We start from the raw sequence: 25,477 nt of genomic DNA, 5'->3' as shown, positions 1-25,477 counted from the left end.
GCGCTTCCGGCGGAGTTTCGGAGGGGGAGAGAGAAGGGGCGGGTCGCATCCCTCATCAGAGAGATACGAGAGACGCGACCCATTCGGTCGGGGATAAGGGGCACCGATACGCGCCGACCGAAGCGGCATTCAGTGCATACGCAAGGCTTACTCTGCGGCTTCCAGTGCCTGCGGGGTGTTGCCGGAGGTCTTGATGGCAATCTGCTTCGGCTTCTTGGCTTCCGGGATTTCGACCATCAGGTTGAGGGTCAGCAGCCCGTTGGCCAGTTCGGCTTCGGTGACGCGGATATGGTCGGCAAGTTGGAAGCGGCGCTCAAAGCTGCGTTCGGCCAGACCGCGATGCAGGAAGGTGCGCGATCCGTCTTCGGCGTCCTTCTTGCCGGTGACGGTCAGGACGTTTTCCTTGACCTCGATATTCAGTTGGTCGGGGCGGAAGCCAGCGACGGCGATTTCGATGCGGTAGGCGTCACCATCCCCATCGGTGCCGGTGGCAATGCGTTCGATATTGTACGGCGGCCAGCCCGGCGCAGTATCGGTGCGCGCGGCGGAATCGAGCAGGCTGACCAGACGGTCAAAGCCAACGGCGCTGCGGTACAGGGGGGAAAAGTCGATTTGAGTACGCATGAAAGTCTCCTTATCCAAAGCGAGATCGACAGCGGCGTAGAGCTGTCTTCGGTTGTCGGTTGGAACGCTTGCGCATCCCCGAAACGGGCGATGAAGCGGTCCAGAAAGACCCGGTGTCGGCGTCTTACGTCTATGGATTTGGTGAGGGTTTAGACGGCTTCAAGAGGTGCCGCAAAATTTTATAAACAAAAAAAGCGCAGGCGTGGGGCCTGCGCTTTTTCGATTGGTATTCTTCTCCGGTAAGCCAGAGAGGTATAGTTTTTATTACGCCAGATAGTATTTCGCCATGCTCGACAAAGGCTTGGCCTTGATCTTCGAGGCGTTGCCTGCGGTGCCGAACTGCACAAAGCGGTCATAGCAGACCTGCTGCATCGCTTCCTTGGCGGGTTTCAGGTACGAGCGGGGATCGAAGCCCGCCGGGTTTTCGATAAAGTATTTGCGGATCGTGCCGGTGATGGCCATGCGGCAGTCGGTGTCGATATTGATCTTGCGCACGCCGATCTTGATGGCCTTTTGCAGTTCTTCGACCGGCACGCCGTAGGTTTGCGGCATTTCCCCGCCATAGGCGTTGATCAGGTCCTGAAGCTCCTGCGGCACCGAGGACGAACCGTGCATGACGAGGTGGGTATTGGGCAGGCGCTTGTGGATTTCGGCGATGACGTGCATGGCCAGAACTTCGCCATCGGGCTTGCGCGAGAACTTGTAGGCGCCGTGCGAGGTGCCCATCGCGATCGCCAGGGCATCGACATTGGTTTTGGCCACAAAATCAACGGCCTGATCCGGGTCGGTCAGCAGTTGTGAATGGTCGAGCACGCCTTCGGCCCCGTGGCCGTCTTCGGCTTCGCCCATGCCGGTTTCCAGCGAACCCAGCACACCCAGTTCGCCTTCGACCGATACGCCGCAGGCATGGGCGAAATCGACGACGGTCTTGGTCACATTGACATTGTACTCAAAGTCGGCGGGCGTCTTGGCGTCGGCCATCAGCGAGCCGTCCATCATCACTGAGGTAAAGCCGTTCTGAATGGCCGTGGCGCAGGTCGCCGGCGAATTGCCGTGGTCCTGGTGCATGACGATCGGCAGTTCCGGATAGATTTCGACCAGAGCGTCGATCATCTTGGTCAGCATGATGTCGTGCGCATAGTTGCGCGCGCCGCGCGACGCCTGAATAATGACCGGGCTTTCGGCCTTGCGGGCGGCGTCCATGACGGCCAGCCCCTGTTCCATATTGTTGATATTGAAGGCCGGTACGCCGTAATCGTTCTCGGCCGCGTGGTCGAGAAGCTGGCGCAGACTGATACGAGCCATGATAAATTTCCCTCTTTCATATGCTCAGTGAGGACCCTGCGGACTGGCCGGTTTCCGGTCTCAGGCCGCAAGGTCTGAAAATCATTTAAATATTAGTCGGTCTGGCTCCCTGACACCAGAGCTATAGCCTTTTCATTTAACCGAGTGCGGAGACGCCCGGCAAGTCCTTGCCTTCCATCCATTCCAGAAACGCGCCGCCCGCCGTGGACACAAAGGTCATGTCCTGCACCACACCGGCGTGGTTCAGCGCGGCAACCGTATCGCCGCCACCGGCCACAGCGACCAGCTTACCCGATTGCGTTTGTTCTGCCGCAAATTTCGCGGCTTCGACGGTCGCGGCGTCAAACGGTGGCAGTTCGAACACACCCAGAGGGCCATTCCAGATCAGGGTTTTGGAATTGGCGATGACGTCTTTCAGTTGCGCCACCGTCTTGGGGCCCGCGTCGAAAATCTTGTCGTCGGCGCTCAGTTCCGACCCCAGATCAAGCGTGCGATTAGCCGCGTGCGCCTTGAAGTCCTGCGCCACAACGACATCAAGCGGCAGCAGGATGCGGCAGCCTTTGGTTTCGGCCTCTTTCAGGATTTCGAGGGCCGTGTCCTTCAGGTCTTTTTCGCAGAGGGAACCGCCGACTTCGTGTCCCTGGGCATAGAGGAAGGTGTTGGCCATGCCGCCGCCGATGGCCAGCGCATCGAGCTTACCCACCAGATTTTTCAGCAGGTCGAGCTTCGTGGACACTTTGGAACCGCCGACAATGCCGATGGTCGGGCGCACGGGTGTGCCCAGCGCGGCGTTCAGCGCGTCCAGTTCGCGGCGCATCGACTCCCCGGCATAGGCGGGCAAAAGTTTCGCAACGCCTTCGGTCGAAGCATGGGCGCGGTGGGCGGCGGAGAAGGCGTCATTGACGTAGATATCGCCAAGTGCGGCCAGTTGCGCCGCAAAGTCGGGATCGTTCTTTTCTTCGCCCGCGTGGAAGCGCACGTTTTCGAGCAGGGCCACGCCCCCGGCGGGCAACAGTTTCAGCACATCGGCGGCGTCTGCACCCACGCAGTCATCGGCAAAGGCGACGGTGGTCCCCAGCAGCGCCGACAGGGCCGGAGCAACGAACCGCAGCGACATTTCCGGCACGACCTTGCCCTTCGGGCGGTCGAAGTGCGCCAGAAGGGCGACTTTCGCGCCTGATTTTTGCAGCTTTTCGATGGTCGGTAAGGCCACCTTCAGGCGCGTGTCGTCGGTGATGCGACCGTCTTCGACCGGCACGTTGAAATCGACGCGCACCAGCGCGGTCTTGCCGTGAAGGTCGGAAACATCATCAAGGGTTTTAAAGGTCATATCTTCATCGTCCTTAGGCTTTTAAGGAAACAGCCTAGTTGTAATTTGGGGGGTAGGTCCAGTTTAAGAATAAGCTGCCTAAAAACCAGCCGAATGCGAATACGGCTGTTAGGCTAAGAATATCAATAATAATGGTTCTTAAAGATGGTCTAGGAGTAGTTTTGGCGATTATGTATGCGGCAATCAGAAAACTAAGGACTACTGGTGCGGTCCATATAAAATCAATACTATTCACATAATAATTCAACGCCAAAACGGCCAAGCTCATAAAATGAATAAATCCAGATATGAGGCTTCCTGTGAGCCATAAACCTAATGCGACCTTCTTTTTCATCCCGCTCCCTCGCAATAAAAACCCCGCCGGATCGCTCCGGCGGGGTGTATCTTATTACAGGAACTTGCCCAGCGCGACGGCGGTGTCCGACATGCGGGTCGAGAAGCCCCACTCATTGTCGTACCAGGTCAGGATGCGCACGAACTGACCGTCGATGACCTGCGTCTGCTTGAGCGCGAAGGTCGAGGAGGCCGGATTGTGGTTGAAGTCTGAAGACACCAGCGGCTCGTCGGTATAGGCGAGAATGCCCTTCATCGGGCCGTCGGCGGCGGCGATGATGGCGGCGTTGACTTCTTCGACCGTGACGGGGCGCGACGGCACGATCTTCAGGTCCACCACCGAGACGTTCGGGGTCGGCACGCGGATCGACGAACCGTCGAGCTTTCCCTTCAGGTGCGGCAGGACGAGGCCCACGGCCTTGGCAGCACCGGTCGAGGTCGGGATCATGCTCAGCGCCGCGGCGCGAGCGCGATACAGGTCCTTGTGCATGGTGTCGAGCGTCGGCTGATCACCCGTATAGGAGTGGATGGTCGTCATGTAGCCGCGCTCGATGCCGCACAGGTCCGACAGGACCTTGGCCACCGGCGACAGGCAGTTGGTGGTGCACGAGGCGTTGGAAATGACCGTGTCTTCGGCGGTCAGGGTGTCGTGGTTGACGCCATAGACAATGGTCTTGTCGGCATTGTCGCCGGGGGCCGAGATGATGACCTTCTTCGCGCCCGCTTCGAGGTGGGCCGAGGCCTTTTCCTTAGAGGTGAAGATACCGGTGCATTCCATGGCGATATCGACCTTGAGTGCCGCGTGCGGCAGCTCGGCCGGGTTCTTGATCGCCGTCACCTTGATCGGGGCATAGGTCTTGCCATTGGCGGTGATGATCAGGCTGTCGCCTTCGACCTTCACTTCGGCCGGGAACTTGCCATGCACAGAGTCGTAACGCAGCAGGTGGGCGTTGGTTTCGACCGGGCCGAGATCGTTGATCGACACCACTTCGATGTCGGTACGGTTGTTCTCGATGATCGAACGCAGAACCAGACGGCCAATACGACCAAATCCGTTAATCGCCACACGTAAAGTCATTGTCACATCCCTTGTGCTCAGGGCCGTCGAAACCGGCGGCAAATCCATGTTTTTGCGACCTTGGTTTTGTCCCTAAGTCTCGCCAAGTCAAGTGCAAAATACCATCATGCGGCACGTGGTAGCGCTACCCGGTGCACGCCTTGTTTCGCAAGGTAACAGGCTGTGTTTGGGTAATGCCTCTTAGGCCAGCGGCAGGATCAGGTGGGCGTCCAGCCCTTCGACACGACCGTCTGTGACGCGATTGCGCAAGGTCAGGGCGCCCTGATGCGCCTCGGCCAGAGCGCGGGCGACGCTGAGCCCCAGTCCCGCCCCGCCGGTGTCGCGGTTGCGCGAGGATTCCAGCCGGTGGAAGGGCTCAAACACCGCCTCTAGCGCCTCTTCGGGCACGCCGGGGCCATCGTCACTGAGGGTGACCACCACCTGATCGCCGTCACGCTGCACGCTGAGACGCGAACCGCCCGCATAGCGGTGGGCGTTTTCGAACAGGTTGCACAGGATGCGCTTCATGGCGATGCTGTCGGCCATGACGGTCAGGCCCGGTTCTATCGGCCCCATCTGCACATTGTGCAGATCGGCCATGTCCTCGGCCAGACTTTCGGCCAAAGCGCTCAGATCAAGCCGCACCACGTTCTGCGCCATCTTGTCCGCCGAAGCAAAGGTCATAGCTGAGCGGATCAGGCTGTCCATATGGGCGATGTCCTGAGCGATCTTGTCGCGCTCTTTAGCGGGCAGGCTTTCGATGCGCAACCGCAGACGCGCCAGCGGAGTTTTCAGATCATGGGCGATGGCAGCAATGACGGCAGTGCGGCTTTCGACGTGCTGACGGATACGCACCTGCATGGCGTTCAGCACCTGCGTCGCCCGGCGCACCTCCGCCGGCCCGCTTTCTTTCAGCGGTTCGGCGTCGCGGTCGAATTCGAGCTTGGCAGCCCCTTCGGCCAGGGCTGCGATCGGTTGGGTCAGGCGGCGCGACAATAGCCAGGCCAAGGGCGCAATCAGGGCGGCACTCAGCAGAAAACCCAGCAGCAGACTGACCTGCCACGGTTCCGGGAACTGCCGCGGTGGGATCAGGCTGCGGTAGTGCCCGTCCGGCAACTGAAGCGCCGCCCGGAAGGCGGGGAAGGTGATCTGCTCATTGAATCCGGGTGGCAGGTTATTGATCAGAAAGGCCTCACGCATCCGATGCAGGGTGGCCCCGTCCGGGGTCTCACCCGGTGGCGGGGCAGACAGAGGCCCCATATTCGGGCGTCCGTCGCGCTCGGCAAACGCGCCCTGAAAACCGGGACCTCGCGGCCCCTGATCGGGCAGGCGAAAAACCATGCGGTCCGGGCCGAAACGGTTGCGGCGAAAGTCCGGGCGACCATCGATAAAGACACGGCTTTCGGGCACCCTGAGGGATTGGGCCAGCCTCTGGCGCATCAGTTGTTCAAAGCTATTCTCACCGAAAGGATGCGGCGGCTTTTCACGGATAAAGGCGGGTGGAGTGCTGAGGGTTTCGGTTTTGAGCGTACGGCCATTGCGCAGTTTGACCTGCCCCTCGCTCAGCGCCCTGGCCGCCTCGTTCAGCGTGTAGCCTGAGGGTTTGGGCGGCGGCATCAGCACCACCAGCGCAATATTGATCAGGATAGAGATGATCAGCACGAAGACACACAGGCCCATGACCTGCGTAAAGATGGGCAGGCGGGTCAAGTATCGCGGCAGGGGGGGCAGGGGCACGGCAGGGTATGCTTACTTTAGAGGGCGGAACATATAGCCGATGCCGCGAATGGTGCGGATGATTTCTTCACCATCGTTCGCCTCATCGTTCAGCTTGCGGCGCAGGCGGGAAATCTGCACATCAATCGCGCGGTCGAAATTGTCGCTGTTGGGTCCGTGCAGGTGATCGAGGATCTGATCGCGGGTGAGGGCGCGGCCCGGTCGTTCCAGAAACACGCGCAGCAACTCGAATTCAGCATTGGACAAAGCCACCTGCACGCCGTCGGGGCGTTGCAGCGTGCGTTTGATATTGTCGAGCGTCCAGCCGAAAAAGGTCGTCAGCGGGGATTTTTCACCTTGACCACGGCCGTCGCCGCGCCGCATCACCGCCCGGATACGCGCCAGAAGCTCACGCGGGTGGAAGGGCTTGGCCAGATAGTCATCGGCCCCCAGTTCAAGGCCCACTATGCGGTCGATCTCCTCACCCTTGGCCGACAGCATGATCACCGGCGGTCCGCCCTTCTGGTTCAGGCGCTTGCAGATCGACAGGCCGTCCTCGCCCGGCATCATGTAGTCGAGCACGACCAGACCGATATCGCCGCGTTGCAGCACCTTGTCCATCTCGCGCCCGCTGGCGGCGGTGTGGACCTCGAAACCGTTCTGGCTGAGGAAGCCCGAAATCAGTTCGCGGAGGTCGAAATCGTCATCGACGACGAGGATGTGCGGGCGATGGGGGCTGGTGGCGGTGTCGGGCGTCATGAGATATCTTACGTGTAATCGGGAACAGGCGTGACTTATGACGCGACATCTGGGTCGCAGAATGTCGCGCCGGACACACCAAGACACATTTTGGTCAAATTTCAACCAGCACTGAAATTCTGAGGACATTTCGCCCGTGCATTCTGGGGCCTCCAGATGTTGGGAGACACCCCATGACACGTAATCGCCTGTTCCTGTCCGGCCTTGTGGTCGGCAGCGCCCTAATCGTCGCAAGCCTGCCCGTATGGGCTGAAGACAAGGCGACCCCACCACCTCCGCCGCCGGTTTTTGAGGCGATGGACAGCAACAAGGATGGTCAGATCAGCAAGTCCGAGTTTGAAGCTTTCCGGCCCCCGCACTGCGCGCCCGTTGGCACGGAAGGTCCCGATGCCAAAGGTCCGCCGATGGGGCCGCCCCGACTGGAGATGCTGGACACGGACCATGATGGCAAGTTGTCGTGGGCGGAGGTTTCGGCCCCTCTGAAAGCGCATTTCGATGCTGCCGATAGCAATAAAAACGGTTTTATCGACGCCGATGAACGTCTGGCCCTGCCCAAACCGCCGCACGGTCCTGACGGCAAGGGGCTCAAAGGTGACGTCCTGAGGTTTCATCCCGGCGCATGCGGGCCACAAAAGAAGTAGGTGACGAAAAAGCGCCCTGAGGTTGTCTTAGGTCGCTCTTCTCAGCTTTGCAGCAGACCGTCGCGTTCGGAGGCCGTCAGAAGCCGCCATTTTCCCGGCCGCAGATCCCCCAGCGTCAGATCACCCATCTGGGCGCGGTGCAGGGCTTCGACGTGGTTGCCGACAGCGGCGAACATGCGGCGCACCTGATGGTAACGCCCTTCATAGAGGGTCAGGCGCGCAGTCTTTTCGCCCGTCTGTTCCATGGTGGCGGGCTTGAGCGGTGTCTTTTCCGACTCCAGCATCAGTTCACCGGAAGCGAAAATCGCCGCTTCGTGCCCTTCGAGCGGGCGGGCCAATGTCACCTCATAGATTTTGGCGATGTGGTTTTTGGGCGAGATGATGCGGTGCAGATAGTCACCATCATCTGTAAACAGCAGCAGGCCCGACGTCTCCGAATCGAGCCGTCCGACGGTGGACAGGACGGGCTTACGCTCGCTGAAACGGTGCGGCAGCAGTTCATAGACCAGCTTGCCCGTGTCCTTTAGCGAACAGACATAGCCGGTCGGCTTGTTGAGCATCAGCACCACGCCATGCGCCGGATCGAGCGGGCGCTCATTGAAGCGGATATCCTCATGGGCGGTTTTGGCGTCGTCTTTCAGGACGTTGCCTTCGGCGTCGGTGACGATCCCCATGCGGATGTATTTCTGCACCTCTTTGCGCGACCCGTAGCCGAGATTGGCCAGAAGTTTGATCAGCCTCATTTAATCCCCCGATAGACCTTGTAGTCGCGGTCTTCGTGCAGCAGGCTGACACTCTTGAAGGCGGCTTTCAGCCCGGCCTCATAGGGCAGGTGGCGGTTGGCGACCATATACAGGCTGCCGCTGGGTTTCAGCGCGGAGGAGGCGCTGCGGATAAAGGCCTGCCCCAGTTCCGGCTGATCAGCGCGCCCGGCATGAAAGGGCGGATTGGAGACGATAAAGTCGTAGGGGCCGTCGATGCCCTTGGTCACGTCGTGCCAGCGGAAACGAACCCGTTCGCCATAGGCTTTGAGATTGAGTTCGGCCAACTCAACCGCCCGCTGCTCGGCCTCATAGAGGTCGAGGCGCACCTCCGGATGGCGGCGCAGCACCTCATCGCTCAGATAGCCGTAACCGCCGCCCAGATCGGCCCCGTGACCGCTCAAGGCGGGCAAATGCGCCACCAGCCGCTCGGACCCCGCATCAATGCGGTCCCAAGCGAACAGGCCGGGGCGGCTTTGGAAACGCCCATCCAGAATCGGGCGCGGTGCATCGAGCGTCCGCCACTGCGCCACCTGATCCACGTTGATCGCATCGGTGGTGGCCCAGAAGGCGCGGCACTTGTTCTTCGACAGCGAGACCACCGTACCGCACAGAGCTTTCAGGTCGTTTTCGACCGTCTTGGCCCCTTCGAGATTGGAGACGCAGGCCAGCACGATGCCGCCCGGTTCGGCGCTTTCGACGGCACGAGCCAAAAGGGCGCGGTATTCCTCGCGCTGCCTTGGCGGCAGAACGATCACCAGCGGATAGCGCGCCGTGTCTGTTGCCGTGCGCAGGGTGAAGCCCGCCTGTTTCAGCCGGTCGTGTTCGGGTTTAAAGCTTTGGTCGCAGATCAGGCGCGTGCGGTCCACACCGCTCAACGCCGCGCCATAGCGGGCGCGCAGGAAGAGGGCGGGGGAGGCGGGCCAGTCGATCAGGCCATCCTCGAACGGGCGGAACAGGGTATCGAGTACAGGGTCTTGCATCGGGGGCTTTTGGCACAGCCGCGGCACAAATGCAAAAAAGCCGCCCCGGTTGGAGCGGCTTTTTCATTCAGCAAAAGCTGAAAAAGGCTTAGGCGACCTGAAGGTTTTCAGCCGACATCTTGCCCGAACGCTTGTCGCGGGCCAGTTCGAAGGTGACCTTCTGGCCTTCGTTGAGGCCGCGCAGGCCCGAACGCTCAACGGCCGAGATGTGCACGAACACGTCGTTGCCACCGTCGTCCGGCTGAATGAAGCCATAACCCTTGGTTCCGTTGAACCACTTAACCGTACCTGTGCTCATGATAAATTCCTTTCAAAGGCAGCGTGGTAGTCGTCGATCTATGAAAGGAAGTTCGCAGATACGGCCGGGGCCGCAGTAGAAAGTCGCAGTTCAAAAGTCGATGCGTAAGACCGTACAGGTATAGGGACGGCGCGTCAAATACCAAAGGGCCGATCACGCGGCTTTGACCTGTGCAATCGGTTTCTGTGACCTTTTGACCTACGCAAAAGGCGCGGACCGAAGCCCGCGCCCGATAAAGAGGGGCTCGAAAAGCTGGTATTAACCCGCCTTGGCCGCCAGTTTCGCCGTCACCTTCTCGACCACGGCCTCCTTGGTGATGCCGAACTGCTTGTACAGCACGTCCTGCGGGGCCGAGGCACCGAAGCCGTTCATGCCGACGAAGATACCGCCCTGACCGATAAAGCGTTCCCAGCCCAGTGACACCGCCGCTTCGATGGCGACATTGACCGGCGCTGAGCCGATGACTTCGGCCTGATATTTGGCGGGCTGACGGTCGAACAGCGCCCAGCACGGCGTCGAAACGACGCGGGTCGGGATGCCTTGCGCTTCGAGCGCCTCAGCGGCTGCCACGGCGACCGAGACTTCGGTGCCCGATGAGAAGATCGACACCTTGGCTTCGCTGGAAGCGGCTTTCAGCTCATAGGCGCCTTTGGCTGACAGGTTGCCGCCCTGATGGCGCACCGCCGGGACCTTCTGACGCGACAGCACCATCAGCGACGGCGACTTACGCTCAAGAAGGGCTGCCTTCCAGCATTCTGCCGCTTCGACAATATCCGCCGGACGGAAGGTCAGGATGTTCGGCATAGCGCGGAAACTGGCCAGATGTTCGACCGGCTGGTGCGTCGGGCCGTCTTCGCCGACGCCGATCGAGTCATGCGTCAGGACGTTGATAACGCGAATGCCCATCAGAGCTGCCAGACGGATGGCCGGGCGCGAATAGTCGGAGAAGACAAAGAAGGTGCCCGAATAGGGGATGATGCCGCCATGCAGCGCCATGCCGTTCAGCGCCGCCGACATGCCGAATTCGCGGATGCCATAGTGCACATAGCGACCGTCATAGGTCGGGGCGTCAAAGGCGGTCATGCCCTTGACCAGCGTGTTATTCGAACCGGTCAGGTCGGCCGAGCCGCCGATCATTTCGTCGATATGCGGCACCAGTTGCGCCAGAGCGGCCCCGGACGCGGAGCGTGTGGCATCGCCCGCCTTCAACTCCAGTTGCTTTTCGATGTGGGCGTCCAGCGCCTCAAACGCATTGGCGGGCAGGTCGCCGGTCATGGCGCGCTCAAAGGCGTCGCGTTTCGGATGCACCTTGAGGGCCGCTTCCCACGCCTTGCGCGGACGCGCGGCCTTGCGACCGGCGGCTTCCCAGGCCTTCTTGATCTCGGCCGGGACGCTAAAGGCCTCGGCAGTCCAGCCCATGGCCTCACGCGCCGCCACGATGCCGTCATCAAACAGGGTGTAGCCGTGAGAGTGCGGATCACCTTCCTTCGGGCCTGCGCCCTTCGAAATCAGCGTCTTATAGGCTAGGAGGACCGGCTTCGACTGCTGCGTGGCCCAGCGCATGGCGGCGGCGATCTTCGCATGGTCGTGGCCATCGACGGCCTTCACGGCCCAGCCTGCCGCCTTGAAGCGCGCCAGTTGGTCGCCGGTTTCGGCAATGGTTGCCACGCCGTCGATGGTGACGTTATTGTCGTCCCACAGCACGATCAGCTTGTTGAGTTTCAGGCGCCCGGCCAGCGAGATGGCTTCGTGCGACACGCCTTCCATCAGGCAGCCGTCACCCGCGATAACCCAGGTGCGGTGATCGACGATCTCATCGCCAAAGCGCGCATTGAGGTGGCGTTCAGCCATGGCCATGCCCACGGCGGTCGCCAGTCCCTGACCCAGCGGACCGGTGGTGCATTCAACGCCCGCCGTATGGCCGTATTCCGGGTGGCCGGCGGTGGTCGAGCCCCACTGACGGAAGTTTTTGATGTCGTCCATCGACACCGACTTGAAACCCGTCAGGTGCAGCAGCGAATAGATCAGCATCGAGCCGTGACCCGCCGACAGCACAAAGCGGTCGCGGTCAGCCCAGTCAGGCTTTTTTGGATCGTATTTGAGGAACTTCGTCCAGAGCACGGTCGCCACATCGGCCATGCCCATCGGCATCCCCTGGTGGCCGGACTTGGCGCGGTGCACCGCTTCCATCGACAGGACGCGAATCGCATCCGCCATCACGGTCGGAGATGGCTTGGCAGCGGGGAGACCAGGGATCGGCGGCAGGGACATGGCAATCTCAACAAATACGGGGGGTGAGGTTGCGCGGTCCTTTAGCCCATATGCCGGAGAATGGCCATATTCGAGTTTTAGGAATTTGGCACCGCAGGGGTGTACGGGGCTAATTTTCGCCTTTCAGGCTGCATGACTTGTGAAGCAGCCCTTTAGGAAGTACAGTCAACCCATGGAAAATGCTCAGAACACGGCTCAGCTTTCTCCGGTCGCGGGCGCCAGCCTGACAGCGGCGGTCGAGCGTCTGGACAGCGCGCTCAATGCGCTCGAAACCCGTATCCGCGATTTGCAAGGTCGCAGCGCCGATCACAACGGCGATTCGTTTCCCGCAGAGGCTCGTCGTCTTCAGGACGAAATCGGCGCGCTGAAGGCCCGTGAAAAGGCGCTGGAAGCCGCGGCTTCGGAGGCTTTTGAGGCGCTGGGCGTCGCCGCCAAGGATATCCGTCAACTTCTCAATGAGCAGGCCGCCTGATGGCTGAGGTTACGGTTAAGGTCAATAACAAGCCCTATACGGTCGGTTGTGCCGACGGTCAGGAAGCGCGCGTGCAGGAACTGGCGCGCGTCTTTAACGACCACGTGGAAATGGTGGTCTCCGATGTCGGGGCGATCGGTGAGGTGCGCCTGTTCCTGATGGCGTCGCTGCTGCTGGTCGATGAGATGGAAGAACTGCGCGCCCAATTGGAAGAAGCGCAGTCGGCGCAGGCGCGCATGTCCGCCGGGGCCTTCGAGATCGAACGCAAGGCGGCCTTTGCGATTTCCGACGCCGCCGAACGGCTGGAAAAGCTGGTCGGTGAAGTTTAGGGCGGAATGATTTCTAAAATCATTCCGCTCAACGCGACCATTGAGGCCGCCCGTGCCGGCGAGGCGGGTAGTGGGGCCTGTCTCTATTGGTGCGATGTGTCCTTAGGCCCGAATGACTCGGAAACCTCGGTTTCATCGTCGTATTTTTTCTTCAATGTGCAGGCCGTAATCCCCATCCTGCGCGAAAAAGCGCGTGAAAACGAGGTTACGTTCTTGTAGCCGACGTGCTTGGCAATCTCAGCGATGGAAAGCTCCTTTCGACCGTCCTGGATCAACCTCACGGCCGCCTTTACCCTATGGTCTTCAATCGTTGCCGAGACACCCGCCTCTAAATCGAACAATCGATAAAGAGCCGCTCGAGACAGTCCCATCTGTCTGGCAATGTGGTCTGGCCCTAAGGCAGGGTTCGAGAGATTGTCTTCTATGAATTGGTAGGCACGCTGTTTGAGCGCGAGGTTAGAGAACCGTGCGAAGGAACCTTGGGCAATTTTCTCCCCAACGACTCGGCTAACCAGGTTGACAAGAGCGGTAGCCATATGATGGCTGGCCGACATTGTCAGAATAGGTAGGATACGGTCGATCATGCCGAGATAAGCCGACAGGGCAGATCCGGCGGCGGCGATCTCGCCATCGACGAACCCATCCATTTGCCCCGCTATCCCGCCAAAGCGCTGGCGAGGGATGTAGACGATTATGACATCAGAAGTCGCCGTTTCATGAACCATCGGGTGATTGAGGCTGTGCAGAGACACCGTGCCGGGCGTTACATCGGCCGAATTTTCCCTTGCCGCTTCAGCGCGGGATTGAAGGAGATCCTGTGGCGGTAGGGGCATATAGAGGTAATAGTGATCTGTCGTTTGACTCTTTACGTGACGCTGGAACTTCCCGCCGAGATTTTGTCCGCGGCAGAACACAAGGTCGCCAATCTCCCACGCTGTAAGCGTGAAGGTTCGATCCTGGGCTTCGGCCAGATGAGGGACATGTTCTGTAAAGGTGTTAGATGTGTCACGGCTCATTTTCCCGGCAGGGGACACCGGGGTACTTGCGCCTTTCACGACGATAACCGGTCTCACCGCCTTGTCCGTGTACTTTCTCGTCATTTTAAGTAATTCCCAATCATTTGACTAAATGATCGGAAAGTCTAGAGACTTCTCAATCAGAGAGTGAAACGTAATTTCTTGTATGTCTTTACGATCTGGTTGAAAAGATGCGTGTTCAACGAGCAGGGATTCGCAGTATCTGTTTCCTGCCTCCAAGAATTGCTTCGAGTCACGTAGCCCTATTTTTCGTGCCTCTGCATGAAGGTGGGCGTGATGGCTCATGTCTCGGATCCGGCGCGCTGCCATAACACCGCGCAATTGATTGATGTATTTAGTAACGCCGCCCTCCGGGTCAAACAGGCGGTATAGAGTTGTTTTCGACAAGTTGAATTCGGAAACCAACGTCCCGAAACTCAGATGACTATCCGATATATTCTTGACCAGATAATCACGTATGTTGGCCTTGACGGATATGGGGCTCAACGGCTTGTTGTCGCCCATATATCGATTTTCTTCCGCATACGCTGACAAGATGTCTCTGATTAAAAAGAAGAAGTGCTTTAGGTCTGATGTGCTCGGGACTCTGGAGGCGTCCATGAGTGATTTGAGAACATCAAAAAGTAGATCGCGATACGGAGAGCGGATCGGGTGCCCTAAAAGACTGTCTAGAGAGCCGTTCGAAGCGGTAAAGAAATCTCTGCGAATATACAGTACGGATCGCGCGCCGCCTGAAGACGTTGCCCAGTAGGGATGGGATAGTGAAAGAAGGTGAACGGAGTGCGGGCCTGTTTCGATCGCTTTGTACACGCCGTCCGCAACCGGGCATTTCAATGTTGCGTTGACGCTATGGTTAAACACCAGGACGTAGTGATCCAGAGGCGAAAACTCAGCTTGGCGCCGTGATCGCCTGTAGATCATGGCGGGCAACTGTTCTTCGACGAGCACGCAACTCCCGAAACTGACGACATCCTTTACAAGGGTATTGTCATCGTCAGGCATCTCCACCTGCTCAACCAGAATATTACCGCCGAAGTATCGCGACATAAGTGAATGCGGTAAAATAGTATCTGAGCAATCGCTGGTGTTCGACAAAATACACGTCCCCCGAAAGTCGTAATTTTCTTAATCTGTTGATTTCAGTTGCGCGCAAATGGTGTCTGCAGTGGCGAATTCAAGGTCCCCGCCGTCCGTTTTTATTTAGAAAAATGTAAGAGGGGACCTTCGTTCATTTTAGGCGGATCGAGCCTGTTTAAGGAATAACTCAACCTCAGTCCGAAGCTTGCTCGCCTGTTGTGCCAGATCTGTTGCGGACCTGAACACATAGTCTGAGGCCTCGGACGTGTTAGTGGCTGCCTGATTCACAACACTAATGTTCATGGCGACCTCCTGGGTGCCATTCGAAACGCGCAGGATATTGTTGGAGATCTCGTCTGTGGCTGCCCGTTGCTGAGCCACGGAGGACGCAATGGCCGAAGCAACCTGATTGAGCTGATCGATAACAACCGTAATATTTCGTATGGCGCTTACAGACTGGGATGTTGAGGTCTGAATTTCCGATATCTGTCGCTCGATCGACTGAGTGGCGCGCGCGGTTTCGCTCGCGAGCGACTTCACCTCTGTCGCAACAACGGCGAACCCCTTTCCTGCCTCACCAGCTCTTGCAGCTTCAATGGTCGCGTTGAGCGCGAGAAGATTGGTTTGGCTAGCGATTCCACTGATGATCTCAACAATCTCGCCGATACTGTCGGCGGCACGTGATAGAGTTTCAATCTGTGTGGCTGTTGCGGCCGCATCCGCCATGGCCTGTGAAGCGATGACCGCCGCATCACTGACCTGACGGGAAATTTCGCTAATTGAGGCAACCAGTTCCTCTGACGCAGCGGCAACGGTTTGCACGTCATTCGATGCGCGTTCCGAAACGGCGCTTACCGAAGCCGACTGCCGTAAAACCTGCTGGGAGCGCTCAGATAGCTCGGCCGCGGTGCCGCTCAGGCCGGAGGCGCTTTCGCCAACATTGGTAACAATTCCGCCGACAGAAGCTTCAAAAGTGTTTGCCAGTGCGGCGAGCGTTTCTGATCGCTCTCGTTTGCCGGCATCAAGGTAAACCGAGATGGCGTAATCCGTGTCCAGCATAACCGCCTTTATCAATGCCTTCTGCAATTGAAGCGCACTCCCGGCGCGTTGCGTGCCGCCCAAGAACAAGGGCATGCCCCGCGAATGCTTACGTGTAACGGCATCAATTAATGTGCAGAGGAGGAAGTTATAGGCGCCGATATACCAGTGGGGCTCTAAGCCAATCCGGTTGTGCACCTCACCGATTTTTGTCACAGAGGTGAGGTACTCCGCACCGAAATCTCCATTTGTTATGAGCTCCCAGTGTTTAATTTGCATCGCCTTGGCGTGCATCATGTGTTGGCGGTTTTTGAAGAATCGTGCCGTTTCCTCAAACCGTGAAACATGATCGTAGAAAGCATCAAGACCTGAAGGCAGTTCGGCCAGAATAAACGCCTTGTTCGCCCGTAGCGTATTTCGGCTATTGCTATCCAGACCATGAAAGTTCAGGCGTTGAGTGTTCACAGAGTGAGTCATAAGGGGTCCTGCTATGACGCGGTAACTTACCCGCACAGGTCGCTTGGGAGAGAATCTGCCGATAAATGCCGATCCGTCCTTACCGGGATTTCCCCAACGTAAACCTCAACCGAGTGCGGGTGGTTGAATATTTTTAACCGGTAGAATTACATTATTAATCATATAAAATCAAACGACCACATTATTAACTGTAAAATACCAAATATAATTTCAATATGTTGCATCTCGCATTTTAAATATATTTAAATTAGAAATTTTTTAATTTCAAAACCGAGATGGTAAAATTTCTTTAACTCCGGATTCGCCCTTCTTTGAGTGTCGTAAGGGAAAATATGGTTTAAAAATGAGACGGAATGAAAAATTCTCCGCGCGCTCTAGAGCCGTCATAGGGTGGGAATAAAGTTGATGCGTCAAAGACTGAGACCCTGAACCTGAATAGGTTGAGGCGGTGTCATAATAACAAGTGAAATTTCGCTAATGGAATTTGGCTCATTGCGTTTGACTGCCGCGCGAAAGGAAACGCCACTGGCATTTGCGCCTTGCAACGTCTCATCAATCGGCTTTACGCTTCGTTACATAGCGTTACGGAGCGTGATCTTGATATGCCGAATACCGTTTTGATCCTTGAGGATTCAAAGACTCAAGCGCTTATTATTGCGGGCCTTTTTGAGAAAAACGGTTTCAAGGCGGATTTTAGCCATACGCGCGACGATGCGCTGCACAAGCTAGGTACTCGCGGGTATGCCCTTCTTGTCCTCGACGTCTTTATCGGAGAGGAGAACACACTCGACCATCTTGACCTATACCGAAGCGCGGCGGGTGACACCCCCTTAGCGATCATGACCGCGGGCAGACGAGATATGCCTCTGGCAGGAAGTCAGGCGTTGAATAAGGCGCGACGCGCCCACGTCGATTTCCTGCTCCCCAAACCGTTTGACCTCAATGATATACATCAGATTTGTGCAGAAGCGGAGCGCATTCGCCGGCGTAAAGGTCCAACCAAACGGATTCTTGTGATCGATGACGACGCCTATACCCGGATCATCTATCGAAGCTACCTCGAAGAGGAGGGGTTCTATGTGGCTGAGAGTACGTCTGTGGAAGACGCACTGGTTAGGCTGGAGATTACACGCGTTGACGCCATACTCATTGATCTGATCATGCCGGGGGTGGGTGGAATGACGGGGATCAAGGTCATTGCGGCCACCTGGCCCAATGTGCCTATCATCGCGATGACCGGTTATGCTCAAAATCCAGAGAACCTTGAGAAAGCTATTTCGCGGGGCGCCGTAACGGCATTGACAAAGCCGTTTACGAAAGAGGTCCTCGTCAGTGAATTGAAAAGGGCGCTTAGCGATGACCGGATTGTCGAGATATAGGATGTGGCATCCACCTCCCATTGTCGGGCCGTCTTAAAGGTGGCTAGGTCATTATATTTCTACCAGAAATCATAATGATCTAGGGGCGCCACTTAAACTCGCTTTTTTGGGTTATCTCTTGGGGAATCTCGTCGAGAGTTCCACCTTTTTGAGGGGACTGCTGGCTGTCGGCTTCCACGAACCCGCTATAGGCACCGTGTGTAAGGGTGGGGCCTCCCCGGAGTTCGACGTCGCCATATAGCTTTGCCGTTCCCTTGATCACCGCCCCCGGTTCAAACTGTCCGATGCCCATAAAGCTGGTTCGAACGACGGCCTTGTCGGTGACCTTAACGCCATTCGAGATAAGGCTAAGCGCGCCGACGATGGCTTCACCAGATACCTCGCCTCCATTCACTACGGCATGGTCTTCGATGCGTGCCTGATCCAGCACCTTGCCACTTAATACACGTGCCTGCGGACCCACATAGGCACTCGCGGCGACCTGCGCGCCATCTGCCACCCAACCGCCGCCATTCGGGTGTCGGTGTCCTTTGGCAGTAGGTGTCGGAGCGCCTGGCTCAAATCCCTCTGGCATGGCCCCTTCAAAGCTTGCCATCCAGGGATAGCGGTAAATGGAGTGCCAGGGCTGGTCCCATTGAATCTTCTGATAGATATCGGGGGCTCCCATTACGACGAGATATAAAGCCTTATCTGTCGGCTTGACGGGGAAGATCATGTCACCATCGGCCCCATCGACAATGGGGCTAATCCTCGATTGGCCATTCTGGCCGATAGCAACTACCCCCCAACGCCAGTTTGACCCCGGATCAGCCAGGGTCGAAGGTTCATTTTCAAGGCCGGGAAGCGGGTTTGCCGGCTTTGTCTGCACCACACCCCGAAACGTAACCGTTACTGACTTTGCGCCGCTATCGGGGAACAACCTGACAATGTTATAGCCCCAGCGCTGTGGTGCCCAATCGAAAGGCACCGCAAATTGCCGCTTCTGCGTATCGATGGCGTCAAGCTGGGTCACTCGCAGGAAGCGTTGGCCGTCGCGCTGGTCGTAGGAACCGTAGGCCTTACGATAGATTTGGCCTTGATCGCTGCCGTCCGGATTGATGTAGTCCCAGTTGACATTATGCAGCGCCCAGTTGCCAAACACATCATTCAGTTGGCTAAGGCTCCAGCCCTGAGTACGCATCAATACGATGAAAGGGTCTTCCAGTTCGTATCCTGCCTGACCAGGCTTCAGCGAGTCGGACCAGAGGCGATTGACGGCTTCATAACCGAACTCATTCTTCAGGTATTCAAGAAACTGCCAGCTACAGTAGCGATCGCGGGTCGATCCGTAATAGAGGTGGGGGAAGTTAACCAGCATCTCGGAGCAATGGACGTTATCCCGGAAGATGGGGAGCTGATGCGTCATCCAGTTGGCATGGTTTTCCCACAACCAGCCCGAATAGACAGAATCCCGGAAGCCGCGGGATGATCCCTGAAGCCCGTGGGCAAATTCGTGAGCGAGGCCCCAGTTGTCTTTCAGAGACAGTGGATGGATCCACATGCCCATATCGCGCTCTCCGGTAGGCCCACCGGACAGCGCAAAGCTCGGATCGAGGTTAATATTGGCCTTGTGCTTTTTGTCTGTGTCACAGTACGGGACGGCAAACTTCGTTCCGTCCATATAGAACTTCCAGATATATTCGAGCGTCTCTCCGGCGGACACGGCATCCGTCTTGTTGACCGCGCCCTCTTTCCATCTGAAGGCGTAATGCTCGGTCTCATACTGTACAGGCGCTTCCTCAGGCGTGCCGGAGACAACGGCGAAGGAACCAGAGACGCAAGTGTCTTTGGCTTCGGCAACGGAGACAATGGCAGAAACGGCCAGCAGAGCGGTTGCAGATATCAAGGCGCGCATGGGAATCTCTATCGGGCTGTGAACAGGCGAAGGCCGAAAATCATTCCGGTCGAACGGCCATTTGTGGGCTGAAGACGAACAGTGACGGTCTCCTTGCCCTTGGTGAGGGTTTCGGGAATGTCGTAGGCTTCGTCAAAGAACGCCCCGGGTCGGGGGGCCTCTGTGTGAGCGACGCTCACCGCTTTTTGCCCGTCGATCAGGACGTCGAAAGCGCGCTTGTCGCTCCCCCAGTAGGTCGCTTGCAATTGCAGCGGACCGGCATCTATGCCCGGTGTTTTGCGCACCTTCATTGTGAACTGCATGAATCCGCCTTGCCGCGCATCGCGTCCATTGCGCCCGCGATAGGTGCCAGGCCATGAGACGTCCGACTCGAGATTGTGGTCGCGTTCCGGCTGCATTTCGCCGAGGTGCATGACGTCTACAGAGCGGGCGGCCAAGTCACGCTGGCGTTCCTGTTCGGTGACAAAAGCCGCCTCTTCCACCTTCCATTGCGCCTCAGTAAAGCGTTTGAAATAGACACCGCTGCGACGCTCATACTGAGCATAAAAGGGTACAAACGTCATGTCTGCGGGGCGGCCAATACCCTCGGTGCGAAACTGTGCGTTTTCGAGGGCGACGGGCTTAAAGCTCGCCAGCAGGTCGTCACCCACCAGAGCGGGCTCCACCGCCTTGTATTCCTCTTCGACACTGCCCAGATCGGCCGCCAGCACCAGCGGCCCACGCAGCACGGCCACCACCTTTTCATCGTCGCGGGTCGCCTCGAACCGTAAGTCCAGCGGCAGGCGCAGCCTGACCGTATCCCCCGCTGCCCAGACGCGATCAACGACCAGATAACCGCCCTCCTTTGCAGAGCGAACCGCTTTGCCATTGAGGGTCAGATCGGCACTTTTCGCCCAACCAGGGACACGCAGGGCCAGTTTGAACCTCGTCGGTCGGCGAAGGCTCGGAAGGCTGAAAACGATGTTCCCGTCATAAGGATAGCCGGTGTCGAGTCGAATTTGCGCACCCTTGGCGGCCCAGCGGGCGGTGGCGGGGATGTAAAGATTGACGAAGAGGGTATCGCTTGATTGCCAGAATATAGACTCACCGTGTTTGGCGTGGCTTTCCATCCCTGAACCGTGGCAGCAGGTCCAGTTATCGACCGGATCAGAAAAACCGCGCGCCGCACCTGTGAACAGAGGCGTCATGTAGCTGAACATGCCCGTCTTCGGATTCTGTTGGGCCAGCACATGGTTGAAGTGCGCGCGTTCAAAATAGTCGAAATAGCGCGCATCCGGCTCCCAGCCGTAAAGATGGCGCGTCAGCTTGAGCATGTTGTAAGTGTTGCAATGCTCGCAGGTCGCTTCGGTTATGTGCTTTGAGATGGTATCGGGTTCGAAAAAGTACTCCCGATCGGCATTGCCGCCGATCACATAGGAGTGGTGATTGACGACCCGTTCCCAGAAAAAGCTGGCCGCCTTGCGGTTGTCTTCATTGCCAGTAACCTCGAAGAGGGTCGCTTCGCCCAGCAGCTTGGGCACCTGCGTATTGGCGTGGTTATTGGCCAGTTTGTCTTCACCGGCGGTGAGCGGATCGATGATGCGCCTATGGTGAAGGCGCTGAGCCAGGGCCAGCCAGCGCGGGTTCTTCGTGCGCCGGTAAAGTTCGGCGAACGAGTCGTTCAAACCGCCAAATTCACAGTTAAGCACGGTCTGCACCTGATCATCGTTCAGCGCCCGGAAGACCTTGTCTATGTAGCCCCCAAGCCCGACCGCCACCGTCAGCGCCTTGTCATGTCCGCAGAAGGTCTGAGCGTCGAACAGCCCACCATAGAGCTTGTGCCAGTTATAGAGAGGCACCCAGCAGCCGTTCAGATCAAAGCCGGCGGAGCGAATGTCGCCGGCCATGAGTTCCGGAAATATCTCCTTGCCATCAACAACGCTGCCGTCCTTGCGCTTGCGGGTGAACCCCGCGACATAGCCGTCGCCGTGCGCGCCCTGAACGACGGCCAATTCGTCAATAATATAGGCGGCACGAAGCTTCAGTGCGGCATTGCCTGTCTGCGCGTGCATAAGGGAGATGGCTGAGAGGTAATGCCCGAGGCTGTGGCCGGCTATGGTGTCGCGCTCCCACCCGCCGTAAAGCTCTCCCTTGGGCGTCAGGCCTGCAAATTTGCGATAATTATGCAAAAGTCGGTCGGGATTGACGCTCAGCAGATAAGCTTCATTGACGTCTACCGCTGTTTTAAAAGGGGAGGGCAGCAGTCGGACATCGGTCAAGGGTAAGGACGTCACCCTGTCGTGTGTGCCGCTGGCCGCCACCGGGCCGGACAAGGATGTGCCCGCAAACAAGGCCGCTGTGCTTGTAAGCGTGTCGCGACGGGTAAAGGCGATCTTTAAGGTCATGTCTGCGTCCTGGGGGCAGGTGGTTTCACTTCCAAATGCCGCGAGCGTTGAATATGAGAGCTGTGAAGCGGTATCTGCCGGACCAGCTCGTTCGGGTATATGGTATACAAAATACCGAATAATCAGACATAAGGCAAGACTTTGGACGGCAAGTACGGAGCCGCGGATTTGATTTCACATCCTTTGGACCGAAAGCTGAAATCTCAAATATATGTTTTGTAATAATAAAATGTCCGCTTGATGCGGCTTGTCTTCGAGTTGACCCAAGGGAGGAGTTGTGGCCGAAAAGGCACAGGAATTGTCTGTTTTTATAAAATCGTCATCGAACGAAGGTATATCGTATAAAATATTTTTGACGGATGTGATTTTTCGTGCCCAATTCTCTCTACCGAGACGCGCTGTCAGGGGACCGCGTCGTGTGGTTAGGATTTAAGAAAATGCACCCGTTCAACACAAAAAAGTGGATGCTGGCCGCGACCGGGCTGGCCGTGGTTATGTACTGCACGCCAGCTCTGGCGCAGACCACCTCAGAGAAAGCGGCTACGCCCCAGGCGGAGGATGACAAGGAAACCGTCATTATCGTGAAGGGCCTGCGCAAGAGCTTGCAATCGGCTACAGAGAAAAAGCGCAAGGCCAAGCAGATCGTTGAATCGATTGAAGCCGAAGATGTGGGCAAGTTACCCGATAACAATGTGGTCGAAGCCTTGGCCCATGTGACGGGTGTCCAGATTACCCGCGCGCGCGGCGAAGGCGAGAGCCTGATGATCCGGGGGCAGAGCGATGTTCAGACAACCCTCAACGGCAGCCCAAACAACCAGGGCGTTGGCCGGGCCGCATCGCTAAATGATATTCCGGCTGAATTGTTGAAATCCGTTCAGGTTTACAAGACCCGCACAGCAGATCAGGTGGAAGGTGGGATCGCCGGTACAGTTAACGTTGAATTGCGTCGGCCTTTGGACCTTAAAAAGGGCTGGACCGTCGCTGGCAGCGTTCGTAACGTCTATTCCAGCATCGGAAGCACGGAAAGCCCTTACGCCAGTGCTCTGGTGGCTAAGCGCTTCGACACTCCCTACGGTGAAATGGGTTTCCTGCTGAACCTGTCCTACCAGGAAAACAACTACAACGAACAGTATGTTCAAAGTGAAACCCCAATGGATTTCCGTTGGTGGACCAGCATGTTGAAGCCGGAAAATCTGGGGGCAGCGGTTGTTGCGGCAAACCCCGCTGGGGAGCCTGGCACTCTGGTTTCTATATATCGAGCGCAGTATGGCGTGGAAGCGGGCAAGGTACGGCGGCCGTCGGTCAATTTCTCGTACCAGTGGCGGGTGAACGAAAACCTGGATTTTGTGCTCGAAGCGTCATCATTTAAATCGCGCGGCAGCAATATGTACAGTGCGTTGAACACGCGCATTAAGGACAATCCGACGGGCGTGATTTCTAACCTGACCTTCCAGCCCGATGGCAAAACGATCCGCAGCATGAGGCTTACGGATACGCTTACCGGTGCAGGCGATGGTCTGAATGTCGGGCCAACGAGCCGGTTTGATAGCAATGTCGCTGATAATCAGCGGATCAACTTTGAGACTCACTGGCACAACGAACGTGCTCGTATCGACTTCGTTGTTTACAAAGACGAAAACAGCTTTAACAACCAGTGGATCACCCAGTCTCAGCGATTCAAAAATCTGAAATACCTCACCATTGATATGGCTTCGGACAAGGTGCCGGGAACAGGGCCTTGGGTTGAATATTTTGATGTCAACGGCCAGAAGATCAACACGGCGGACATCAATAACTATCAGATGTTTGAGCTTGAGGATGGAAAGGGCTTTGAAAAAAGCTCGGAGTTCGTATGGCAAGCTGATTTCACCTACCGCCTGAGCGATGACAAGTTCTTCCGCGAGTTCAAAGCCGGCGTGCGCAAATCCGATCGCGATGTTGAGCGCGCCTACGGTTACCGCTTTGCTCGCTTTGGCTATGACTACGGTACGCGGGTGGACAAGCACGTGTCTTTGCTGAGCTTCCCTGGCGGGTCCGCCTATGAAGCTGTCACTGCTGATATTGATGGGTTCGCATCACCCACCTGGTATCGCATCTCCCGCAAGGGCCTTGTCGATAATTATGCTGCTATTCGCGCCTATGCGGCAGATGTATCCAAGCGCTCTGCCTTTGGTGGGTCCGGTGACTGGAACGACGAGATCGTTTCAACGGAACAGCTGTCTAGTTCTTTTAATTCAAACGAAAAAACCGCCGCCATCTATGCTCAGCTCGCTTATGGCTTTAACGCTTGGGGCGCGCCTATCGATGGCCTAATCGGTGTTCGCTCGGTAACCTATGCAGGGGAAGGTTCGGCCGTTCGGTATGTGAATGGCGAGCCACAACCCTATACCTTCCCCAATAAGGGGGGGACCGATGTGATGCCCAATGCGAATGCGGTCATCCATTTCACGCCCAAGCTTCAGCTGCGTTTGGCCTACACCGTTAATATTCAGAGGCCGAATTTTCAGGATACGAGCCCGTTTGTCATGTATGATACCGGGAGCTGCAAATGCGGATGGGGTGGCAATCCCGAGCTAAATGTCAATAAAGAGACCAGCTACGACGCTTCACTGGAATATTACTTTGGGCGCGGTGGGCTCTTGTCGGCGGCTACATATGTTAAGAAGCCTGATAACTTCACCGTATGGCGCAACCGTAGTCCGCGCTACATTGATGACGCTCAATTCCCCGGCATCTACTACATTGATAGCCCGGATAACGGTGGCCCCGGTGAATATCGGGGAATCGAACTCACAGCGCGCAGCTTCTTCGACTTCCTGCCAAAGCCGTGGAGCGACTTTGGTGCCGAAGCGAATATGACCTACAATCAAAAAGCTGAGATTCGTTACAGGTACTACAATGGCGAAGAGATAACCCCCACCGATCTGGCAACAATCCCGGGGCTCTATGATGCGCCCAATAACTCGAAGTACACCTACAACCTGACGGCTTATTATGAAACGCCAAAGCTGAGTGCGCGCGTGACCTATAACCATCGGGATCGCTATCGCGGATACCTGGATGGCTATGCCCTGAAAGGCTATAGCCAGTATATCGAACCCACTGAGCGCCTGGACGCGGCTCTAAACTGGACTCCCGTCAAGTTCATGACGCTGTCGCTTGAAGGGACAAACCTGACCGAAGACAAGACCCAGGTTTTCTATGGTGCGGATAAGCTTCTGCCTCAGGGCGTACGGGTGCCGGCCCGCACTGTCCAACTTAGTGCACGTTTCCGCTACTGATCTCAAAGTCTCGCGTAACAAAACCCCCGCT

The 25,477-nt window shown here is 57.3% G+C and carries 21 protein-coding genes; 5 read left to right on the top strand and 16 right to left on the bottom strand.

Going from position 1 to position 25,477, the window contains the following annotated elements; translation table 11 throughout:
- Positions 1 to 147: 147 nt before the first annotated feature.
- From EM6_RS04505 to EM6_RS04475, 7 genes are all read right to left on the bottom strand, one after another.
- A complete protein-coding gene (locus tag EM6_RS04505) occupies positions 148 to 624 on the bottom strand; it encodes an Hsp20 family protein (RefSeq protein WP_126420536.1) in 477 nt (158 codons plus the stop codon).
- Between the two features lie 264 nt (positions 625 to 888).
- Positions 889 to 1,929 carry a class II fructose-bisphosphate aldolase gene (gene fba, locus EM6_RS04500; RefSeq protein WP_126420534.1) on the bottom strand — a complete coding sequence of 347 codons (1,041 nt, stop codon included), beginning with the start codon at positions 1,927 to 1,929 and terminating at the stop codon, positions 889 to 891.
- 136 nt (positions 1,930 to 2,065) lie between these two features.
- Positions 2,066 to 3,259 (bottom strand): phosphoglycerate kinase, encoded by a 1,194-nt coding sequence (locus tag EM6_RS04495; RefSeq protein ID WP_126420532.1) that lies wholly within the window; start codon positions 3,257 to 3,259, stop codon positions 2,066 to 2,068.
- A 34-nt stretch (positions 3,260 to 3,293) separates the two neighbouring features.
- Positions 3,294 to 3,593 carry a hypothetical protein gene (locus EM6_RS04490; RefSeq protein WP_126420530.1) on the bottom strand — a complete coding sequence of 100 codons (300 nt, stop codon included), beginning with the start codon at positions 3,591 to 3,593 and terminating at the stop codon, positions 3,294 to 3,296.
- A 54-nt stretch (positions 3,594 to 3,647) separates the two neighbouring features.
- Positions 3,648 to 4,670 carry a type I glyceraldehyde-3-phosphate dehydrogenase gene (gap, locus tag EM6_RS04485; RefSeq protein ID WP_126420528.1) on the bottom strand — a complete coding sequence of 341 codons (1,023 nt, stop codon included), beginning with the start codon at positions 4,668 to 4,670 and terminating at the stop codon, positions 3,648 to 3,650.
- A gap of 180 nt (positions 4,671 to 4,850) precedes the next feature.
- Positions 4,851 to 6,386 carry a HAMP domain-containing sensor histidine kinase gene (locus EM6_RS04480; protein WP_232037097.1) on the bottom strand — a complete coding sequence of 512 codons (1,536 nt, stop codon included), beginning with the start codon at positions 6,384 to 6,386 and terminating at the stop codon, positions 4,851 to 4,853.
- A gap of 12 nt (positions 6,387 to 6,398) precedes the next feature.
- The gene (locus EM6_RS04475) at positions 6,399 to 7,124 is read right to left on the bottom strand and encodes a response regulator (protein ID WP_126420526.1); all 726 of its coding nucleotides are present in this window, start codon (positions 7,122 to 7,124) and stop codon (positions 6,399 to 6,401) included.
- Positions 7,125 to 7,297: 173 nt separating this feature from the next.
- Here EM6_RS04475 and EM6_RS04470 point away from each other — a divergent pair, with 173 nt between their 5' ends.
- Positions 7,298 to 7,765, top strand: coding sequence for an EF-hand domain-containing protein (locus EM6_RS04470; RefSeq protein WP_126420524.1), 468 nt, complete (start codon positions 7,298 to 7,300; stop codon positions 7,763 to 7,765).
- Positions 7,766 to 7,806: 41 nt separating this feature from the next.
- Here the strand turns inward: EM6_RS04470 and EM6_RS04465 are convergent, their stop codons facing one another.
- The 4 genes from EM6_RS04465 to tkt all read right to left on the bottom strand — a co-directional run bounded on the left by EM6_RS04465 (position 7,807) and on the right by tkt (position 12,078).
- Positions 7,807 to 8,508 carry a pseudouridine synthase gene (locus tag EM6_RS04465; RefSeq protein WP_126420522.1) on the bottom strand — a complete coding sequence of 234 codons (702 nt, stop codon included), beginning with the start codon at positions 8,506 to 8,508 and terminating at the stop codon, positions 7,807 to 7,809.
- Complete coding sequence (locus EM6_RS04460) at positions 8,505 to 9,509, bottom strand: class I SAM-dependent methyltransferase (RefSeq protein ID WP_126420520.1); 1,005 nt, start codon at positions 9,507 to 9,509, stop codon at positions 8,505 to 8,507. The genes EM6_RS04465 and EM6_RS04460 overlap by 4 nt, the downstream gene beginning before the upstream one ends.
- An 88-nt stretch (positions 9,510 to 9,597) precedes the next feature.
- The gene (locus EM6_RS04455) at positions 9,598 to 9,807 is read right to left on the bottom strand and encodes a cold-shock protein (RefSeq protein WP_013479141.1); all 210 of its coding nucleotides are present in this window, start codon (positions 9,805 to 9,807) and stop codon (positions 9,598 to 9,600) included.
- A gap of 258 nt (positions 9,808 to 10,065) precedes the next feature.
- Positions 10,066 to 12,078, bottom strand: coding sequence for a transketolase (tkt, locus tag EM6_RS04450; RefSeq protein WP_420000735.1), 2,013 nt, complete (start codon positions 12,076 to 12,078; stop codon positions 10,066 to 10,068).
- Between the two features lie 172 nt (positions 12,079 to 12,250).
- Between tkt and EM6_RS04445 the strand changes: the two genes are divergently transcribed.
- Both EM6_RS04445 and EM6_RS04440 read left to right on the top strand, forming a co-directional pair.
- Positions 12,251 to 12,550 (top strand): hypothetical protein, encoded by a 300-nt coding sequence (locus tag EM6_RS04445; protein ID WP_126420518.1) that lies wholly within the window; start codon positions 12,251 to 12,253, stop codon positions 12,548 to 12,550.
- Positions 12,550 to 12,879, top strand: coding sequence for a cell division protein ZapA (locus tag EM6_RS04440; protein ID WP_013479138.1), 330 nt, complete (start codon positions 12,550 to 12,552; stop codon positions 12,877 to 12,879). The genes EM6_RS04445 and EM6_RS04440 overlap by 1 nt, the downstream gene beginning before the upstream one ends.
- A gap of 83 nt (positions 12,880 to 12,962) precedes the next feature.
- Here EM6_RS04440 and EM6_RS04435 read toward each other — a convergent pair whose 3' ends face one another.
- The 3 genes from EM6_RS04435 to EM6_RS04425 all read right to left on the bottom strand — a co-directional run bounded on the left by EM6_RS04435 (position 12,963) and on the right by EM6_RS04425 (position 16,508).
- Positions 12,963 to 13,979, bottom strand: a complete 1,017-nt coding sequence (locus tag EM6_RS04435; protein WP_126420516.1) for a helix-turn-helix domain-containing protein — start codon at positions 13,977 to 13,979, stop codon at positions 12,963 to 12,965.
- A 24-nt stretch (positions 13,980 to 14,003) separates the two neighbouring features.
- On the bottom strand, positions 14,004 to 15,011 hold the full coding sequence (locus tag EM6_RS04430) for an AraC family transcriptional regulator (protein WP_126420514.1): 1,008 nt from the start codon (positions 15,009 to 15,011) through the stop codon (positions 14,004 to 14,006).
- A gap of 138 nt (positions 15,012 to 15,149) precedes the next feature.
- Complete coding sequence (locus EM6_RS04425) at positions 15,150 to 16,508, bottom strand: globin-coupled sensor protein (protein ID WP_126420512.1); 1,359 nt, start codon at positions 16,506 to 16,508, stop codon at positions 15,150 to 15,152.
- Positions 16,509 to 17,110: 602 nt separating this feature from the next.
- Here EM6_RS04425 and EM6_RS04420 point away from each other — a divergent pair.
- Positions 17,111 to 17,887 carry a response regulator gene (locus EM6_RS04420; RefSeq protein WP_126420510.1) on the top strand — a complete coding sequence of 259 codons (777 nt, stop codon included), beginning with the start codon at positions 17,111 to 17,113 and terminating at the stop codon, positions 17,885 to 17,887.
- Between the two features lie 79 nt (positions 17,888 to 17,966).
- On the opposite strand, the gene EM6_RS04415 is transcribed toward EM6_RS04420, so the two are convergent.
- Both EM6_RS04415 and EM6_RS04410 read right to left on the bottom strand, forming a co-directional pair.
- A complete protein-coding gene (locus EM6_RS04415; protein WP_126420509.1) occupies positions 17,967 to 19,781 on the bottom strand; it encodes an Svx/AvrXca family virulence/avirulence protein in 1,815 nt (604 codons plus the stop codon).
- 8 nt (positions 19,782 to 19,789) lie between these two features.
- Positions 19,790 to 22,165, bottom strand: a complete 2,376-nt coding sequence (locus EM6_RS04410) for a glycoside hydrolase family 127 protein (RefSeq protein WP_126420507.1) — start codon at positions 22,163 to 22,165, stop codon at positions 19,790 to 19,792.
- 416 nt (positions 22,166 to 22,581) lie between these two features.
- Here EM6_RS04410 and EM6_RS04405 point away from each other — a divergent pair, with 416 nt between their 5' ends.
- On the top strand, positions 22,582 to 25,446 hold the full coding sequence (locus tag EM6_RS04405; RefSeq protein ID WP_232037096.1) for a TonB-dependent receptor: 2,865 nt from the start codon (positions 22,582 to 22,584) through the stop codon (positions 25,444 to 25,446).
- The last annotated feature ends 31 nt before the right edge of the window (positions 25,447 to 25,477 follow it).

The organism is Asticcacaulis excentricus (assembly GCF_003966695.1).
In the GTDB taxonomy this organism is placed as follows: Bacteria; Pseudomonadota; Alphaproteobacteria; order Caulobacterales; family Caulobacteraceae; genus Asticcacaulis; species Asticcacaulis excentricus_A.
The sequence above is the reverse complement of the archived record's forward strand: the minus strand, read 5'-3'. Positions and strand labels throughout refer to the sequence as shown.